At 60.9% G+C, this 15,265-nt stretch carries 18 protein-coding genes; 14 read left to right on the top strand and 4 right to left on the bottom strand.

What is annotated here, in order from left to right; translation table 11 throughout:
* Positions 1-19 precede the first annotated feature (19 nt).
* From fliN to motA, 3 genes are all read right to left on the bottom strand, one after another.
* On the bottom strand, positions 20-607 hold the full coding sequence (gene fliN, locus MF410_RS15740; protein WP_097623868.1) for a flagellar motor switch protein FliN: 588 nt from the start codon (positions 605-607) through the stop codon (positions 20-22).
* Positions 608-672: 65 nt separating this feature from the next.
* Positions 673-1,623 (bottom strand): FliM/FliN family flagellar motor switch protein, encoded by a 951-nt coding sequence (locus MF410_RS15735; RefSeq protein WP_097623869.1) that lies wholly within the window; start codon positions 1,621-1,623, stop codon positions 673-675.
* Positions 1,624-2,496, bottom strand: coding sequence for a flagellar motor stator protein MotA (gene motA, locus MF410_RS15730; protein WP_239619886.1), 873 nt, complete (start codon positions 2,494-2,496; stop codon positions 1,624-1,626).
* A gap of 254 nt (positions 2,497-2,750) precedes the next feature.
* Here motA and flgF point away from each other — a divergent pair, with 254 nt between their 5' ends.
* From flgF to fliP, 13 genes are all read left to right on the top strand, one after another.
* The gene (flgF, locus tag MF410_RS15725) at positions 2,751-3,485 is read left to right on the top strand and encodes a flagellar basal-body rod protein FlgF (protein WP_003588556.1); all 735 of its coding nucleotides are present in this window, start codon (positions 2,751-2,753) and stop codon (positions 3,483-3,485) included.
* A gap of 95 nt (positions 3,486-3,580) precedes the next feature.
* Positions 3,581-4,978, top strand: a complete 1,398-nt coding sequence (fliI, locus tag MF410_RS15720; protein WP_097623870.1) for a flagellar protein export ATPase FliI — start codon at positions 3,581-3,583, stop codon at positions 4,976-4,978.
* A 2-nt stretch (positions 4,979-4,980) separates the two neighbouring features.
* Entirely contained in the window at positions 4,981-5,523 is a 543-nt protein-coding gene (locus tag MF410_RS15715) for a flagellar protein (RefSeq protein WP_097623871.1), read from the top strand.
* Positions 5,524-5,689: 166 nt separating this feature from the next.
* Positions 5,690-6,082 carry a flagellar basal body rod protein FlgB gene (gene flgB, locus MF410_RS15710; RefSeq protein WP_003588551.1) on the top strand — a complete coding sequence of 131 codons (393 nt, stop codon included), beginning with the start codon at positions 5,690-5,692 and terminating at the stop codon, positions 6,080-6,082.
* A gap of 5 nt (positions 6,083-6,087) precedes the next feature.
* Positions 6,088-6,504: a flagellar basal body rod protein FlgC gene (gene flgC / locus MF410_RS15705; protein WP_003570338.1), complete on the top strand. Its 417-nt coding sequence runs from the start codon at positions 6,088-6,090 to the stop codon at positions 6,502-6,504.
* Between the two features lie 2 nt (positions 6,505-6,506).
* On the top strand, positions 6,507-6,848 hold the full coding sequence (locus tag MF410_RS15700) for a flagellar hook-basal body complex protein FliE (RefSeq protein WP_003588549.1): 342 nt from the start codon (positions 6,507-6,509) through the stop codon (positions 6,846-6,848).
* Between the two features lie 19 nt (positions 6,849-6,867).
* Positions 6,868-7,656, top strand: a complete 789-nt coding sequence (gene flgG / locus MF410_RS15695; RefSeq protein WP_012556600.1) for a flagellar basal-body rod protein FlgG — start codon at positions 6,868-6,870, stop codon at positions 7,654-7,656.
* A 16-nt stretch (positions 7,657-7,672) separates the two neighbouring features.
* A complete protein-coding gene (flgA, locus tag MF410_RS15690; RefSeq protein ID WP_097623872.1) occupies positions 7,673-8,155 on the top strand; it encodes a flagellar basal body P-ring formation chaperone FlgA in 483 nt (160 codons plus the stop codon).
* The gene (locus MF410_RS15685) at positions 8,152-9,273 is read left to right on the top strand and encodes a flagellar basal body P-ring protein FlgI (protein ID WP_097623873.1); all 1,122 of its coding nucleotides are present in this window, start codon (positions 8,152-8,154) and stop codon (positions 9,271-9,273) included. The genes flgA and MF410_RS15685 overlap by 4 nt, the downstream gene beginning before the upstream one ends.
* Positions 9,270-9,809: a MotE family protein gene (locus tag MF410_RS15680; RefSeq protein ID WP_097623874.1), complete on the top strand. Its 540-nt coding sequence runs from the start codon at positions 9,270-9,272 to the stop codon at positions 9,807-9,809. Before MF410_RS15685 ends, MF410_RS15680 begins: the two co-directional genes overlap by 4 nt.
* The gene (gene flgH / locus MF410_RS15675; protein WP_097623875.1) at positions 9,806-10,522 is read left to right on the top strand and encodes a flagellar basal body L-ring protein FlgH; all 717 of its coding nucleotides are present in this window, start codon (positions 9,806-9,808) and stop codon (positions 10,520-10,522) included. Before MF410_RS15680 ends, flgH begins: the two co-directional genes overlap by 4 nt.
* Positions 10,523-10,534: 12 nt before the next feature.
* Positions 10,535-11,041 (top strand): flagellar basal body-associated FliL family protein, encoded by a 507-nt coding sequence (locus MF410_RS15670; protein ID WP_097623876.1) that lies wholly within the window; start codon positions 10,535-10,537, stop codon positions 11,039-11,041.
* Complete coding sequence (gene fliP, locus MF410_RS15665) at positions 11,038-11,775, top strand: flagellar type III secretion system pore protein FliP (RefSeq protein WP_003584259.1); 738 nt, start codon at positions 11,038-11,040, stop codon at positions 11,773-11,775. The genes MF410_RS15670 and fliP overlap by 4 nt, the downstream gene beginning before the upstream one ends.
* A 105-nt stretch (positions 11,776-11,880) precedes the next feature.
* On the opposite strand, the gene MF410_RS15660 is transcribed toward fliP, so the two are convergent.
* Positions 11,881-13,797 (bottom strand): glycosyl transferase, encoded by a 1,917-nt coding sequence (locus MF410_RS15660; RefSeq protein ID WP_097623877.1) that lies wholly within the window; start codon positions 13,795-13,797, stop codon positions 11,881-11,883.
* 432 nt (positions 13,798-14,229) lie between these two features.
* On the opposite strand from MF410_RS15660, the gene MF410_RS15655 reads away from it, so the two are divergent.
* Positions 14,230-15,135 carry a flagellin gene (locus MF410_RS15655; RefSeq protein WP_097623878.1) on the top strand — a complete coding sequence of 302 codons (906 nt, stop codon included), beginning with the start codon at positions 14,230-14,232 and terminating at the stop codon, positions 15,133-15,135.
* The last annotated feature ends 130 nt before the right edge of the window (positions 15,136-15,265 follow it).

The raw sequence follows: 15,265 nt of genomic DNA, 5'->3' as shown, positions 1-15,265 counted from the left end.
TCTCCGTCCCACACAGGGATCAGGCTTTTTTCGTACTCAAAACTTCTATCAGTTTCACACCGAATCGGGTGTCGTCGTTATCAAGCACCGTAATCTCGCCGCGGGCAATCCTGCGGCCGTTCACCATGATCTCGACCGGCTCGCCGATTTTCTTGTCGAGGGCGATCGTCGCCCCTTCATTGAGGTTCATCAGGCCGGAGACCTGCATGCGGCTGGTGCCGAGCATGATCTGGACATCGATCGGAATGTCCATGATCAGTTCGAAATTGGAATTCAAAGCGCTGCCGAGCGGAGCCGGCGAAGCCTCGAAGGAAGGGCTGCTGCCGAAATCCATGCCGGCAGCCGCGCCGGCATTGCCGGCACCGAAATCGCCGCCGAAATCGTCGCCGCCGAACGGGCTGTCCGAAATCTCGCCGCCGAAAGCCGCCAGATCGGTTCCTGCTGCGAAGGCGTCGTTCTGCAGGTCGTCGCCAAACTGCGGCAGGTCGCCATCGGCATCCTGCTTCAGCACGCCGCGCAGATCGTCGATCGCCTGATCGAGATCCGCTTCGCTGCCCGGCATATCCAGGGAGAGGTCGCTGTTCTGCTGTGTTTTCTTCGTAGCCATGAAATCACTATTCCAGTTGAAACTTGCCTCAAACTGCCTTTGCAGCCCGAAAGCCAGAGAACCGATTAATTCATTAAATGACGGATGAGTTCGTCATCCGAGTTCATCGTATCCTTGACGCGGACCATGTAGTTTTCGCCTGAACGCCCGAACTCGCACACATACAATTCCTTGCTGTTGGCGCTGACCTCGACGCGCACGTCGCCATGGTCACGGAACGGAATGACATCGCCGACCATCAGCTTCGAGATCGTGCGCAATGTCAGGTCCTGCAGCCTGATCTTGGCCTCGAGCGTGACCTGCGAGCGGCGGACCTGATCGCCGAGCTGTTCTGTCCATTCCGCTGAGCTGCCGCCTGACTGGCGCTTCGGCTTCGGCGGCGTCACTTTGGTTTTCAGCAGCGCCGTCTGCGGAACCATCAGCGAAAATTCCGACACGATGCCGGCAAGCGTGATCGACATATTGATGGCGGCGGCGAATTCGTCCGGGCGGTCCTCCGGCGGCCGGGCGCGCATCTCAAGGGCGTGCGGGACCGAGAGGCTCGGTTCGAAACCGCCGGGCGCGTTGACGGCTGAGCGCAGCACCTTGGCGATCTTGTCGAAGACCATCACCGCCAGGTCCATTTCGATGATCGACAGCAGCCGGTCGGCCGGCTCCTCGATCGTATCGGCCGTGGCGCCGAGCAGGTGCTCCATCAGGGTGATGACGAAACCGTTGCCGCAGGCAAGCGTGATGTTCTGCGACCAGTTTCGCAGAGTCACGTCGACGAGCGTGACGTTCGAGTTCAGGTCGTCGATCAGGTGGTTCTTGTAGCCGATCTCGCAGCCGAGATAATTGACCGTCACGTCGAGGCCGGTCTCGCTCTTGATGACGTCGGGAAAGAATTCGCTGTAGACTTCCCCGAAGGAACTGCAGATCTTGGCGACCCTGCCTTTGTCGCCGAGCCCGCCGGTCAGCTTGGCGAGAAGGGCAGGATCCATTGCCGGTTTGTCGTGCGAAGCATTGCTCATGGTCATTTAAGCCGCCTTGTTTTCGCCGCCTGGGTTCATCATTTCCTGTTCGACCGCATCGATGGATGGACGCTCGTAAGCCGAGATCGTCTTGCGGCCGTATTCGAGAGCGACCTGCGGAACTGAGCCGTTCATGTAGGCAAGCAGCGTCTGCTTGACGATGACGTAGAGGCGGTGCTGCTTGTTGCGCACGATCTTGATCTGGGAGACCAGCGGCGAGCAGACGCAGTAGGACAGGAGGATGCCGAGGAAGGTGCCGACCAGCGCCGAGCCGATCAGGTGACCGAGCACTTCGGGCAAATCGTTGATGTGAGCCATCGCCTTGATGACGCCGAGAACCGCCGCGACGATACCGATCGCCGGGAAGGAATCGCCCATGATCTGGATCGCGTGGTAGGGCTTCATCTTGTCGTGCATGATGGTGTTGAGCTCTTCGTCCATCAGCGCTTCGATTTCGTGGCTGCGGGCGTTGCCGATGATGATCAGGCGCACATAGTCGCAGATGAAGGCCGTCAATTCCTTGTTCTTCAGAACGGTGGGGGCCGACTGGAAGATCGTCGATTCTGCCGGATTGTCGATATGGGCTTCGATTTCGTTTCGCGACTTGGTGCGCAGGTCGCGCATCAAGGAATAGAGCACGCCGAGCGTATCGAGATAATTGCGTTCCTTCGGCACGGCGTGCTTGAAGGCTTCGCCGAGCGCTTTGCCGGAATCCTTCACCACCTTCATCGGGTTCGCCATGATGAAGCTGCCGAGACCGGCGCCGCCGATGATCACGAATTCGAAGGGCTGGAATAGCGCGTCCACGTGGCCGCCCATTGCCATGAAGCTGCCGATGACACAGCCGCAAGTCACTATAAATCCGATAATGATATTCATCGTCAGCCCAATCTGAACGTTACTTTTCTCTAAGACGGTTAGGGTTTCTGCCTTGCGTGAGGCTGATGAACGGGCCGCGCGCCAGGCATTTCCGCGTGCCAGCTTCGCGCAAGCATCTGGCGTCAGTCTTAAGGAGACGAATGGGTGCCCGCACCCGTTTCTGAGATGCCGCCTCAGCGAAATCCCGGCCGAACCTCATAAGACGACGCCCGGTTTTTCGTTCCGTTCATCGCCAATGCTTGGAGCCTACCGACATGCAATCCGGTCTTTATGTTTCTCTGTCGTCGCAGATGGCTCTCGAAAAGCGCCTGAACACCATCGCAGACAACATGGCGAACGTGAACACGACCGGTTTTCGCGCCACCGAGGTGAAGTTCGACGAGATGGTGGCGGCAACCAAGAACAAGCTGAACACCAAGGTCGCCTTCGTTTCCCAAGGCAATGACTATCTGAACGAGTCAAACGGCGAGCTGCAGCACACCGGCAACATGCTTGATTTCGCCATCAAGGGTGATGCCTGGTTCTCGCTCGATACGCCCGCTGGCCGCGTGCTGACGAGGGACGGCCGCTTCACCCTAAAGGATACCGGCGAACTGGTTTCGATCCGCGGATATCCCGTTCTCGACGCCGGCGGCGCGCCGATCCAGCTCAACTCCAAAGGCGGCGAGCCGGCCGTCGGCACCGACGGCATCATCTATCAGGGTGACCGCCAGGTCGGATCGCTCGGCCTGTTCGAGGCCGATATCAGCAAGGGTTATCTGCGCTACGAAAACAGCGGCATCATGACCACCGACCAGCCGCGCGCCGTCGTCGACCGCTTCAATGTCGGTGTCGAGCAGGGTTATCTCGAAAACTCTAACGTCAACGCCATGCGCGAGATTACCCAGCTGATCGAAGTCAACCGCGCCTTCGAAAGCGTCTCGTCGTTGATGCGCGACAGCGAGGATTCCTTCAAGGAAGCCGTCCAGACGCTTGGGGGTAGCCGCTAATGCATGTCGCCCAAAAGTGTGCAGCGGTTTTGGGAGGACGACATGCATAAGAACAGAGATCGAAAATGCGTCGTATTTTCGGGTGGGATTGAAGCATGAGCACCACGCTGCTGTCCGAGGACGGTCTTTCCCCGAAGCTGGCGCATCTGGCAGGCCTCGTCGAGCGATACGCATCGCCGGAGTTTTCGGTTGCCCATGGCGGTCGCGTGCAGACCATCGCTGCCGGTCACTACACGGTTCGCGGTCTTTCCCGCCATGTTCGCCTCGGCGAGTTCGTCGCCCATAAATCGGCAACCGGCATCCATTTGGGCGAGGTCGTTCGCGTCGAGCCTGATCTGATCTATGTCTGCCCGATCGAGCCAGGCGAGCCGATCGGCATCCACGATACCGTCATCCGCAAGGGCGCCTTCCGCATCTCCCCGTCGGACAGCTGGTGCGGGCGCACCGTCAACTCGCTCTGCGAGCCGATCGACGGACTGGGCCCGATCGCCGAGGGCCTCGACCGCCGCTCGATCTCCAATACCGCGCCGCCCTCGATGACCCGTAAGCGTGTCGAGGCCGGCTTCAAGACCGGCGTGCGCGCCATCGACATCTTTTCGCCGCTCTGCCTCGGGCAGCGCCTCGGCATCTTCGCCGGCTCCGGCGTCGGTAAGTCGACGCTTCTGTCCATGCTCGCCCGCGCCGATGCCTTCGACAAGGTCGTCATTGCGCTTGTCGGCGAGCGCGGCCGCGAGGTGCGCGAATTCATCGAGGATACGCTCGGCAGCAATATGAAGAAGGCGATCGCCGTCGTCGCCACCAGCGACGAGAGCCCGATGCTGCGCAAGATGGCGCCGCTGACGGCGGTCACCATCGCCGAGCATTTCCGCGACAAGGGTGAGAACGTCCTGTTCATCGTCGACAGCGTCACGCGTTTCGCCCATGCGATCCGCGAGGTGGCGACCGCCTCCGGCGAGCCGCCGATTGCCCGCGGCTACCCGGCTTCCGTCTTCACCGAGCTGCCGCGCCTGTTGGAGCGCGCCGGTCCCGGTCCCGAGGGCGCCGGCACAATCACCGCGATCATCTCGATCCTCGTCGACGGCGACAACCACAACGACCCGATCGCCGATTCGACGCGCGGCATTCTCGATGGTCATATCGTCCTGCAGCGCAGTCTCGCCGAAGAAGGGCGTTATCCGCCGATCGATCCGCTCGCCTCGATCTCGCGTCTTGCCCGCAAGGCCTGGACGCCGGACCAGGAAAAGCTGGTGTCGCGGCTGAAGGTGCTGATCCACCGCTTCGAGGAAACGCGCGACCTGCGCCTGATCGGCGGTTACCGCCAGGGCGCCGATCCCGATCTCGACATGGCGGTCAAGCAGGTCCCGATCATTTACGACGTCCTGAAACAGTCGCCGGGCGATCGCAACTCGCCCGATGCCTTTGCCGATCTCGCCAGCGCCCTCAAGGCTGCAGCCGGTGTCGGCAATCAGGGCGGAGCCATCCAGAGGAGATAGATGTGGCTGAATTCGACGACGAACGCATCGCTTCCCCGAAGCAGCGCGGGAAGGCCGCCCGCTTGGATCGGTTTCTGACCTTTGCCGGCCTGGCGCTTGCCGGCGCCTCTGCGTTCTTTCCCTGGTATGTTTTCTTCAATGAAGACAAATTCGGCATCAATGTCGCCGCCAGCGACAATTCGCGCGAACTGCCGGATTGGCCGGCGCGCAATGTCTTCAGCGTCTCGCCGCTGGCCATGGTCAACAAGAACGAGCCGGACAAGAAGGCGCCGCCGATCGATCCGCTGACGACGGCGACGGTCTCCGACCTCGGCAAGGAGCGCGAGGGCCGCCCCATCCTGGAGGATCAGCCCTTTCCCGGCAAGTCGTCCTTCCGCCTGCTGCACGTCTCCAATGGGCGGGCGCTGATCGAGGATACCTCCGGCATGTATGTGGTGCGCGTCGGCTCGATACTGCCGGATCAGAGCCGCCTTGCGACAATCGAACAGCGCGGGGGCAAGTGGATGATCGTCACCTCCAAGGGTGAGACCTACCAGAACAACTGAACCTGTCGGCCAACGCCGGAGGCAATGGAGGCTCCGCCGCGAACCGGCCGGGGCCTCGGTTTTTTGGGGCCCCCCGCTCGCCGAAAAGCGCCTTGAAACCTGAACTCCCGTAAGTCCCACGCAAGATTACCGCAATAGGTTGGGGACAGTAAAAACGGAGAGTCTCATGCAACCGATCCAACTTTTCGACTTGGCTTCGCGACAGGCGGAATGGCTGACGATCCGTCAGCAGGTTGTTGCCGGCAACATCGCGAATGCCAATACTCCGAAGTTCCGCGCCAAGGACGTCACGCCCTTCGACGCCGTGCTCGACAAATCAGACATCACCATGGCGCGCACCAATCCGGCCCATCTCAGCGGCAATGATTTCAGCGCCAGCGGCGATATCGACGTCAAGGACGCCTCACTCGACCAGGAAATCGGCGTCCAGGAATCCGGCAACACGGTCGGTCTGGCCGAGGAGCTTTCCAAGTCCGGCGATATCAAGCGCCAATACGATCTGAATACCTCGCTGGTCAGTTCCTTCAACCGCATGATGCTGATGACCGTCAGGAAGTAAAAGTCATGGATCCGCTTTCAGCAGCAATGAAAATCGCCGGTTCCGGGCTCGAGGCGCAGTCGACGCGCCTGCGCATCGTTTCGGAAAACATCGCCAACGCCCGCTCGACCGGTGACACGCCCGGTGCCGACCCCTATCGCCGCAAGACCATCACCTTCGGCCAACAGATGGATCGTGTGAGCGGCGTCGAGACGGTCGACGTCAAGAAGGTCGGCGTCGACGAAGGCGACTTCAGCACCGAATTCGACCCCAGCAATCCGGCTGCGGACCAGAAGGGCGTCGTCAAGCTGCCGAACGTCAACATCCTGGTCGAGATGGCCGACATGCGCGAAGCCAACCGCTCGTATGACGCCAATCTGCAGACCATCAAGCAGACCCGCGATCTCATCTCCTCCACGATCGATCTCCTGAAGAGCCAATAATAATGATCAGCAGCGTCCAGAATGTCAGCAACCTTTCGATGACCCGTGCGCTCGGCGCCGTCGACACCGAAAATTCGGCCTCGTCGTCTGCCGCCACCATGCCAGGCACCGCAGGTGCGGCCAATAATATGAGCTTCGCCTCCGTCATGGGCAACATGGCAAGCGACGCGGTCAGCAGCCTGAAGGGTGCGGAAAGCATGTCCTTTGCCGGGATCAAAGGCACGGCGACGACGCGTGAAGTCGTCGATTCCATGCTCCAGGCCGAGCAGACGCTGCAGACGGCGATCGCCATCCGCGACAAGGTCGTCTCGGCCTTTCTCGAAGTCACCAAGATGCAGATGTAACTGATTTGAGGACGAACACATGAGAGCGCTCGCCATTGCAGCAACGGGCATGGATGCCCAGCAGACCAATCTGGAAGTCATCGCGAACAATATCGCCAACATCAATACGACGGGTTTCAAGCGCGCCCGCGCCGAATTCTCCGATCTTCTCTACCAGACCGAACGCGCCAAGGGCGTCGCCAACCGCGCCAACCAGGCCGTCGTTCCCGAAGGCGCCAATATCGGCCTCGGCGTCCAGACATCGGCGGTCCGCAACCTGCATCTCCAAGGCGAACTGACCCAGACCGGCAACGACCTCGACGTGGCGCTGATCGGCAAGGGCTTCTTCCAGATCCAGTCGACCGACGGGACGACGCTTTACACCCGCGCCGGCGCCTTCAACAAGAACGACCAGGGCCAGCTCGTCACCATCGACGGCTACGAGGTCCTGCCCGGTATCACCATCCCGACGGGCTCGACCGAGCTGACGATCAGCCGCTCCGGCCAGGTTTCGGCCAAATTGCCGGGTGCGGCGGATGCGACCGTGCTCGGCCAGTTGACGCTTGCCGACTTCGTCAACGAGGCTGGTCTCCAGCCGCTCGGCGACAATCTCTTCCAGGAAACGGCAGCCTCCGGCGAAGCCGTCGTGGGCAATCCTGACGAGGAAGGTTTCGCCTACATGAAGCAGGGCTATCTGGAATCGTCGAACGTCGATCCGGTGAAGGAAATCACCGAGCTGATCTCGGCCCAGCGCGCTTACGAGATGAATTCCAAGGTGATCACCACCGCTGATGAAATGGCCTCCATCGTCAGCAAGAACCTGAAGTAAAGGGAAGGGCCGAAACATGATGTTTTGCCGGGCAGGACACATCTCAGGATGGGTGGCGGCAGCCACGATCGCAGTCACGGGCATTTTCTTGCCCGCGGACGTGGATGCCGGCATGGGTTATGCCGTCGTCCCGACGACGATCATCTACCCCGGCGACACATTGTCGGCCAGCCAGCTTCAGGAGGTCGAGGTCACCAACCCCAACCTTTCCGGCGATTTCGCCAAATCCATCTCCCAGGTCGAAGGCCTGGTCTCCAAGCGCACGCTTTTGCCGGGCCGCACGATTTCGGTTTCGGGTCTGCGTGAGCCCTATACGGTGACCCGCGGTTCTTCGATCCGCCTGGTCTTCTCGCTCGGTGCGATGACCATCTCAGCCGCCGGCTCGCCGCTCGAAGACGGCGCCACAGGGCAGCTGATCCGCGCGCGCAATATGGATTCCGGCGTCATCGTCAGCGGCACGGTGCTTGCGGACGGCACGGTCCATGTGAGGGCAAAATGAAATTGTTCTTCCGGTTCTTGACCCTTGTCGCGGTGCTTGCCATGAACCTCGTCGACGTCGCGCCCGCCTGGGCGCTGACATCCCGCATCAAGGATATCGCCTCCCTTCAGGCCGGACGCGACAACCAGTTGATCGGCTACGGCCTGATCGTCGGCCTGCAGGGAACCGGCGACGGCTTCCGTGCTTCGCCTTTCACCGAGCAGTCGATGCGGGCTATGCTGCAGAATCTCGGCATCTCGACGCAGGGCGGCCAATCCAACGCCAAGAACACGGCGGCCGTCATGGTCACCGCCAACCTGCCGCCCTTCGCAAGCCCCGGCAGCCGCATCGACGTAACGGTAAGCTCGCTCGGCGACGCAACATCGCTGCGCGGCGGCACACTCGTCATGACCTCGCTTTCCGGCGCGGACGGCCAGATCTACGCTGTCGCTCAGGGCGCTGCCATCGTCACCGGCTTCCAGGCCCAGGGCCAGGCGGCGACCGTGACCGAAGGTGTGACCACCGCCGGCCGCGTGCCCGGCGGCGCGATCATCGAACGTGAACTGCCGTCCCGCTTCAAGGACTCGGTCAATCTCGTCCTGCAGCTGCGCAATCCCGACTTCTCGACGGCGATCCGCATCGCCGACATCGTCAATGGTTATGCCTCAGCACGTTTCGGCGGCCCGGTCGCCGAAGCCAAGGATTCTCAGGAAGTGGTGATTCAGAAGCCGCGCACGGCCGATCTCACCCGGCTGATGGCCGACATCGAAAATCTCATCGTCGAAACCGATACGCCGGCCAAGGTTGTCATCAACGAGCGTACCGGAACGATCGTCATCGGCTCCGACGTCCGCGTCTCGCCGGTCGCCGTCAGCTACGGCACCCTGACGGTTCAGGTCACCGAGACGCCGCAGATCATCCAGCCCGAACCTTTCTCGCGTGGCCGCACCGCGGTCCAGCCGCAGACCGATATCGCCGCTGAGCAGACCGGCGGGCGCGTCGCGATCATCGACGGTCCCGACCTCAGGACCCTCGTTGCCGGCCTCAACAATATCGGCGTGAAGCCGGATGGCATCATCGCCATTCTCCAGGGCATCAAGTCGGCGGGCGCCCTGCAGGCGGAGCTTGTGCTGCAATGATAAAGATCATCAAAGACATGACGGTCCTGCAATTGGCGCGCCGGCTGGCGCTGCCGGCAGCAGGCCTCGTCCTTCTGTCGATCCCGGGCGCCTTCGCGCAGGAGCATGCGCCGGCGGGCGACATCACCTCCCAGGACGAAGTCAAGCAGTTCTGCACCAACATTGCCGACCCCGCCCGCGACCAGCGTTACCTCCTGCAGAAGCAGGAGCTGGAAAAGCTTCGCGCCGACATCGACGCCCGCATGGCGGAGATGGATAAGCGCAAGGCCGAGTACCAGGACTGGCTGAAGCGGCGCGACGATTTCCTGAAGCAAGCGGAAGCCGGCCTCACTGAAATCTACAAGAAGATGAAGCCGGATTCGGCCGCACTGCAACTACAGGACATGAAGATCGAGGTGGCCTCCGCCGTGATCATGCGGCTCGGCCCGCGTCAGTCGAGCCTCATCCTCAACGAGATGGACCCGAAGAAGGCCGCGGCCATCGCCAGCGTCATCGCCAGTGCGTCCGATCCCAATACGTCGAAGGATCCTTCATGAATATGCGTTTCCCGGCCGCGATCGCCGCCCTCGCACTCCTTGCAGGTTGCCAGTCTCCGACGGCAGTCAGCGAGATCGGCCGCGCGCCCGCCATGAGCCCGATCGGCAGCGGCCTGGCCTATGGCCAGACGCCGCAGATGGCGCTTTATCCGAAGCAGCCGCGCGCCGTGGCGCAGGGTTATTCCCTGTGGAGCGATTCGCAGGCGGCGCTCTTCAAGGATGCGCGTGCGCTCAATGTCGGCGACATCCTGACCGTCGACATCCAGATCAACGACAAGGCCTCCTTCGACAACGAGACCAACCGCAGCCGCACCAATTCGAGCGGCATGAACTGGGACGTCAACGCCCAGATCTTCGGCTGGACGCCCGAGTCCAAGACCGACCTCACCTATGGTTCCGACACCAGCACCGACGGCAAGGGCAAGATCGAGCGCACCGACAAGATCACCCTTCTGGTCGCCGCCGTCGTCACCGGCATTCTCGAAAACGGTAACCTCGTCATCTCGGGCTCGCAGGAAGTCCGTCTGAACCAGGAACTGCGCATCCTGAACGTCGCCGGTATCGTTCGCCCGCAGGACGTCAATGCCGACAACCAGATTTCCTACGACAAGATCGCCGAGGCCCGCATCTCCTACGGTGGCCGCGGCCGCCTGATGGAAGTACAGCAGCCTCCGCGCGGCCAGCAGGCCGTCGATCTTTTCTCGCCGCTTTGAGGCTGAACGACGATGGCAGAGCCAGACGCAAGCACAGGTCAACCAAAGAAGAAATCCGCCACGCTGATGACGATCATCGGTATCGCTGTCCTGACGCTGCTCGGCGCCGGCGGCGGCTGGGCGGTCGGCACGATCGTCGCGCCCAACATCAAGGGCGCCAAGGAGGCCGAGCAGGCCAAGGACGCCGAGGCCAAGAAAAAGGCCGAGGAAGGCCTGGCCCACATCTCGACCGAGGCGAACAACGTTGTCCAGCTCGAGCCGATCACCTCGAACCTCGCCTACCCCTCGGAAAACTGGGTCCGACTCGAGGTCGCGCTGCTGTTCAACGGACCACCGGATGTCAAGGTTTCCGAGGATATCCACCAGGATATCCTCGCCTATGTCAGGACCGTTTCCCTGCAGCAGATCGAGGGGCCGCGGGGCTTTCAATATCTCAAGGATGACATACAGGAACGTGTTGACCTTCGCTCGCAAGGGCGGGTATCGAAGGTCATGTTCAGGACATTTGTCATCGAATGATTCGTCTCATAGTTTTCCTTGCCGCCATGATGGCGGTACCGGAACTGGCGGTGGCACAGCAGCTGCCGACTGACTTGTTGAACGTACCCGTCGATGGCTCCGTCGCCGCCTGGATCATCCGCACGTTCGGCCTGCTGACCATCCTTTCGGTCGCGCCGGGCATCCTGATCATGGTGACGAGCTTCCCGCGCTTCATCATCGCCTTCTCGATCCTGCGCTCAGGCATGGGCCTCTCGTCGACCCCCTCCAACATGATCCTCCTGTCGCTGTCGCTGTTCATGACCTTCTACGTCATGTCGCCGACCTTCGATCAGGCCTGGCAGAACGGCGTGCAGCCGCTGCTTGCCAATCAGATCAACGAGACCGAGGCCGTCCAGCGGATTGCCGAACCCTTCCGCACCTTCATGGCGGCCAACACCCGCGACAAGGATCTGGCGCTATTCGTCGATCTGGCGCGTGAACGCGGCCAGACTATCCAGACGACGGATCCGATCGACTATCGCGTGCTGATCCCGGCCTTCATGATTTCGGAAATTCGCCGCGGCTTCGAGATCGGCTTCCTCGTCGTCCTGCCGTTCCTCGTTATCGACCTCATCGTCGCCACCATCACCATGGCGATGGGCATGATGATGCTGCCGCCGACGTCGATCTCGCTGCCGTTCAAGATTCTCTTCTTCGTGCTGATCGACGGCTGGAACCTGCTGGTCGGCAGTCTGGTGCGCTCGTTCAACTGACCGACCGCCGCTCCTATCTTTGCCCGTTCCTATCTTCGTCTAGGCTTTCGGCAACGAGAAAACCCGCCGGATCGCTCCGGCGGGTTTTCGTGACGATTGAAAGGCTCACTCGGCGCCGAACGGCACCGTGCGCGGCGGCAGCGCCGCAATGTCCATGTGCTCGGGGGCGAGACGCTGCTTGCCGCGCTCGGCCATGATTTCGTAGGCCTGCTCCAGATGATTGCAGAAACGTTCGGCGTCGAAGAGCGGTGCGATATAGCGCTTCTCTTTCAGATGCGCCTTGTATTCGGCGATCCTTCCGGGGTTCTGCGCCAGTTCGACGGCCATATCTTCATAGGCCTGCAGGTCGCTTGCGACGAGGTCGGGCAGGTCGATGGCCCGCAGCAGGCTCTCGCTGACGCGTGAGGCGAAGTTGGTGCCCTTGAAGGTCAGAACCGGCAGGCCGCCCCAGAGCTGCTCCGAGGTGGTCGTATGGCCGTTGACGGGGAAGGTATCGATGCCGAGGTCGGCCGCCTGCTGACGGTCGATATGTTGTTCGTAGGGCGCGCGCGGGCAGAAAATGATCCGCTTGGGCGAAATGCCTGCCGTCTGGAAGTGCTTCAACAGATTCGCCTGGTTGCGCGGCGTGTTCGCCATCAGCCAGAGCACGCTGTTCGGCGCCCGCTTGAGAATGCGGCACCAGCTGTCGATCGTCTCCGGCGTGATCTTGCGGTTGCCGTTGAATGAGGCGAAGATAAAGGCCTCTTTCGGCAGGCCGAGCTGCTCGCGGGTGACGGGGCGCGGCTTCGGGCGATGCATCGGGTCGTTCGGCTGATAGCTTTCCGGCAACCGGCAGAATTTCTCATGGTAGAAGGGCTTGGCCACCTCGGGCAGTACCGAATGGTCGCCGATGACGTAGTCGAGATCGATATTGACGGTGCTGCCGGGGAAACCAAGCCAGCCGACGTGTACTGGCGCCAGCGGCAGGTTGAAGGCTGTCGCGCGACTGCCGGAGGTATGGCCCTTCAGGTCGACCATGATGTCGATATTATGCTCGCGCACGACTGCCAGCACCGCCTGATCGGAGAAGCCGTGAACGTCGACGATCCGGCCCCAGCGGCTGCGGTCGGTAACGTTGTGCTTCAGGTATTCCGGACCCGTATGGCAGAACAGCGTCACCTCGAACCGGTCCCTGTCGTGCAGTTCCAGGATCCGCTGCAGGAGCTTCATCGTCGCATGGCGATCCCAGAAGTCCGATGACATGTAGCCGATCCGGATCTTGTCGGACCACGTGTGCGGCTGGTTGCGGCGGAAGGCCACCCGTTCGGGGTTGAGGGGGGTGGTGCCGATCGTGGCATAGCGGTTGAAATCCTCGTTGCCGCACCAGTGCAGATGATAGAACGGGTTGTCCTTGCGCAGGATCTCGATATCGCCCTTTGCGAGTGCAGAGTCGATCACCGCCTGATGTTTGCTGGCCTCTTCGAACTCGTTGAATTCGCGGGCGAAAACCAGATGCAGGAAGCGGAATGCGAGATTGCCCGGAAACCGCTTGAAGAGGTTGCGCGAGAGGCTCTGGTTGGTTGCGTCGTTCAGATCGTCGCTCAGCAGCAGGGCCGCCAGGCGCATATGATCGGGATTGGCACTCTGTGACAGCACCGTCTTGAACGGGCGAATGATATCCCGCTGCTGGCGCTTCAGATAGATCGCCGTGATGATGAAGGCGAGTTCTGCGTCGTCCTTGGCCTTGGCGAGGTTTCGCATGGCGATCAGCAGAGCATCATCCTCGTTGCCGATCTCATAATGCAGCTTGGCAGCCTGCTTCTGGTATTCGTAGGCATTCGGTCCTTCGCAGTTGCCGGCCAAGCCATAGGCTTTCGCGGCATCGGCCTTGAAGCCGAGCTGCAGGAGGTTCTTGGCCAGCAGCGCATAGGTCTTGGCGTCCTGCTGGATATCCATGAGCTGGTTGAGCGTCGCCAGGGACTGTGTGTAGCGGCCCGCCTGGTAATCTCTGGATGCCGCAGAGAACGAAACTTTGCTGTTCAAAACCCAACTCCGTGAAGGAAATGTTCTGGCATTTCTGTCGATCGCCGACGCACGCCCGAGCCGTCCTCCCCGAAAACGGGCGGATCGATCCGATGATGCTATCCCGGCGCCTGCCACACTGCCAGGTGAAGCTTGCTTGAAACCGGTGTGCCGCATGAAGGCGCTTCCTTCATGAGAGAAAACGGTTTCTTTCTCGGCATGTTAGCATGCGAAGGAATAGATTCAGCCGGCATTAACTATGCGATGTAAGGAGCCGGCACGGGGCCTCTGTTTTTAAGAAGTTGGCAAGCATTGGCTGCGAGATTGCCCTGGACATGACGGGTTTGGGCCAAACAAAAAAAGGCGCCGAGTAGCATGAAGCTGGTCCGTCATCGCCGGTACTATAGTCCGGTATGTCCTCCTTTTTGTATCTAGTTTCCAGGGGACAGATTTATGACAAGCATTAACACCAATTCTTCCGCACAGGCCGCTCTCCAGACGCTACGCAGCGTCAACCAGAACCTGAACAGCACGCAGAACCACGTTTCGTCGGGCTACCGCGTCGAAAAGGCTTCCGACAACGCTGCTTACTGGTCGATCGCAACGACCATGCGTTCGGACAACAAGGCGCTTTCTGCCGTTTCCGACGCTCTCGGCATGGGCGCTGCCAAGGTCGACACCGCTTACACCGCCATGGACAGCGCCATTGACGTCGTCGGCGACATCAAGGCCAAGCTGGTTGCCGCCACTGAAAACGGCGTTGACAAGGCCAAGGTCCAGGAAGAAATCAGCCAGCTGCAGGAACAGCTGAAGAGCATCGCTCAGTCGGCTTCGTTCAACGGTGAAAACTGGGTTGCCGGCGCCGACGGCACCAAGAGCGTCGTTTCCTCGTTCGTCCGCGACGGCTCCAACGCCGTGTCGGTCACCACCACCGACTACGTTCTCGACGACGGCTCTGCAGGCAACGTTCTGTTCGGCATGAGCGGCGGCTCGGTCGAAACCTCCACGGGTATCCTCGGCACGTCGAACGGCGCCACCGGTTCAATCTACGGGATGGACATCACCAACTTCACCGCCGGCCAGATCCAGACGGCTCTGACCAACGTCGAAGCGGCTCTGAAGTCCATGACCAGCGCCGGTGCTGCTCTCGGCTCGCTCTCCAAGCGTATCGACAACCAGGACGATTTCGTCAACGCTCTCAGCGACTCGATCGACTCCGGTGTCGGCCGTCTCGTCGACGCCAACATGGAAGAAGAATCCTCCAAGCTCAGCGCCCTGCAGACCCAGCAGCAGCTGGCGATCCAGTCGCTGTCGATTGCGAATTCCTCTTCGCAGAACATCTTGTCGCTCTTCCGCTAAGAGCGGTCGGCAAAGGTTTTCAAGTTTCGCGGCCGGGTCATTCCCGGCCGCGAAATGTTTTAACATAAGGTTAATGAAAAACCTTCTAAGTGTCAGATATTTTTACGCTATTTCCATTTTGAATTTAGCT

Source organism: Rhizobium sp. C104 (genome assembly GCF_022354505.1).
In the GTDB taxonomy this organism is placed as follows: Bacteria; Pseudomonadota; Alphaproteobacteria; order Rhizobiales; family Rhizobiaceae; genus Rhizobium; species Rhizobium redzepovicii.
This window is presented reverse-complemented; position numbering and strand designations above follow the sequence as displayed.

Bases quoted from the DNA above. Each gene is read 5' to 3' on its own strand.
- motA (WP_239619886.1), bottom strand. From the start codon at position 2,496: ATGAATATCATTATCGGATTTATAGTGACTTGCGGCTGTGTCATCGGC.
- flgH (WP_097623875.1), top strand. From the start codon at position 9,806: ATGAATATGCGTTTCCCGGCCGCGATCGCCGCCCTCGCACTCCTTGCA.
- fliN (WP_097623868.1), bottom strand. From the start codon at position 607: ATGGCTACGAAGAAAACACAGCAGAACAGCGACCTCTCCCTGGATATG.
- MF410_RS15735 (WP_097623869.1), bottom strand. From the start codon at position 1,623: ATGACCATGAGCAATGCTTCGCACGACAAACCGGCAATGGATCCTGCC.
- flgA (WP_097623872.1), top strand. From the start codon at position 7,673: ATGATGTTTTGCCGGGCAGGACACATCTCAGGATGGGTGGCGGCAGCC.
- flgG (WP_012556600.1), top strand. From the start codon at position 6,868: ATGAGAGCGCTCGCCATTGCAGCAACGGGCATGGATGCCCAGCAGACC.
- fliI (WP_097623870.1), top strand. From the start codon at position 3,581: ATGAGCACCACGCTGCTGTCCGAGGACGGTCTTTCCCCGAAGCTGGCG.
- MF410_RS15670 (WP_097623876.1), top strand. From the start codon at position 10,535: ATGGCAGAGCCAGACGCAAGCACAGGTCAACCAAAGAAGAAATCCGCC.
- flgC (WP_003570338.1), top strand. From the start codon at position 6,088: ATGGATCCGCTTTCAGCAGCAATGAAAATCGCCGGTTCCGGGCTCGAG.
- fliP (WP_003584259.1), top strand. From the start codon at position 11,038: ATGATTCGTCTCATAGTTTTCCTTGCCGCCATGATGGCGGTACCGGAA.
- flgF (WP_003588556.1), top strand. From the start codon at position 2,751: ATGCAATCCGGTCTTTATGTTTCTCTGTCGTCGCAGATGGCTCTCGAA.
- MF410_RS15655 (WP_097623878.1), top strand. From the start codon at position 14,230: ATGACAAGCATTAACACCAATTCTTCCGCACAGGCCGCTCTCCAGACG.
- MF410_RS15685 (WP_097623873.1), top strand. From the start codon at position 8,152: ATGAAATTGTTCTTCCGGTTCTTGACCCTTGTCGCGGTGCTTGCCATG.
- flgB (WP_003588551.1), top strand. From the start codon at position 5,690: ATGCAACCGATCCAACTTTTCGACTTGGCTTCGCGACAGGCGGAATGG.
- MF410_RS15680 (WP_097623874.1), top strand. From the start codon at position 9,270: ATGATAAAGATCATCAAAGACATGACGGTCCTGCAATTGGCGCGCCGG.
- MF410_RS15700 (WP_003588549.1), top strand. From the start codon at position 6,507: ATGATCAGCAGCGTCCAGAATGTCAGCAACCTTTCGATGACCCGTGCG.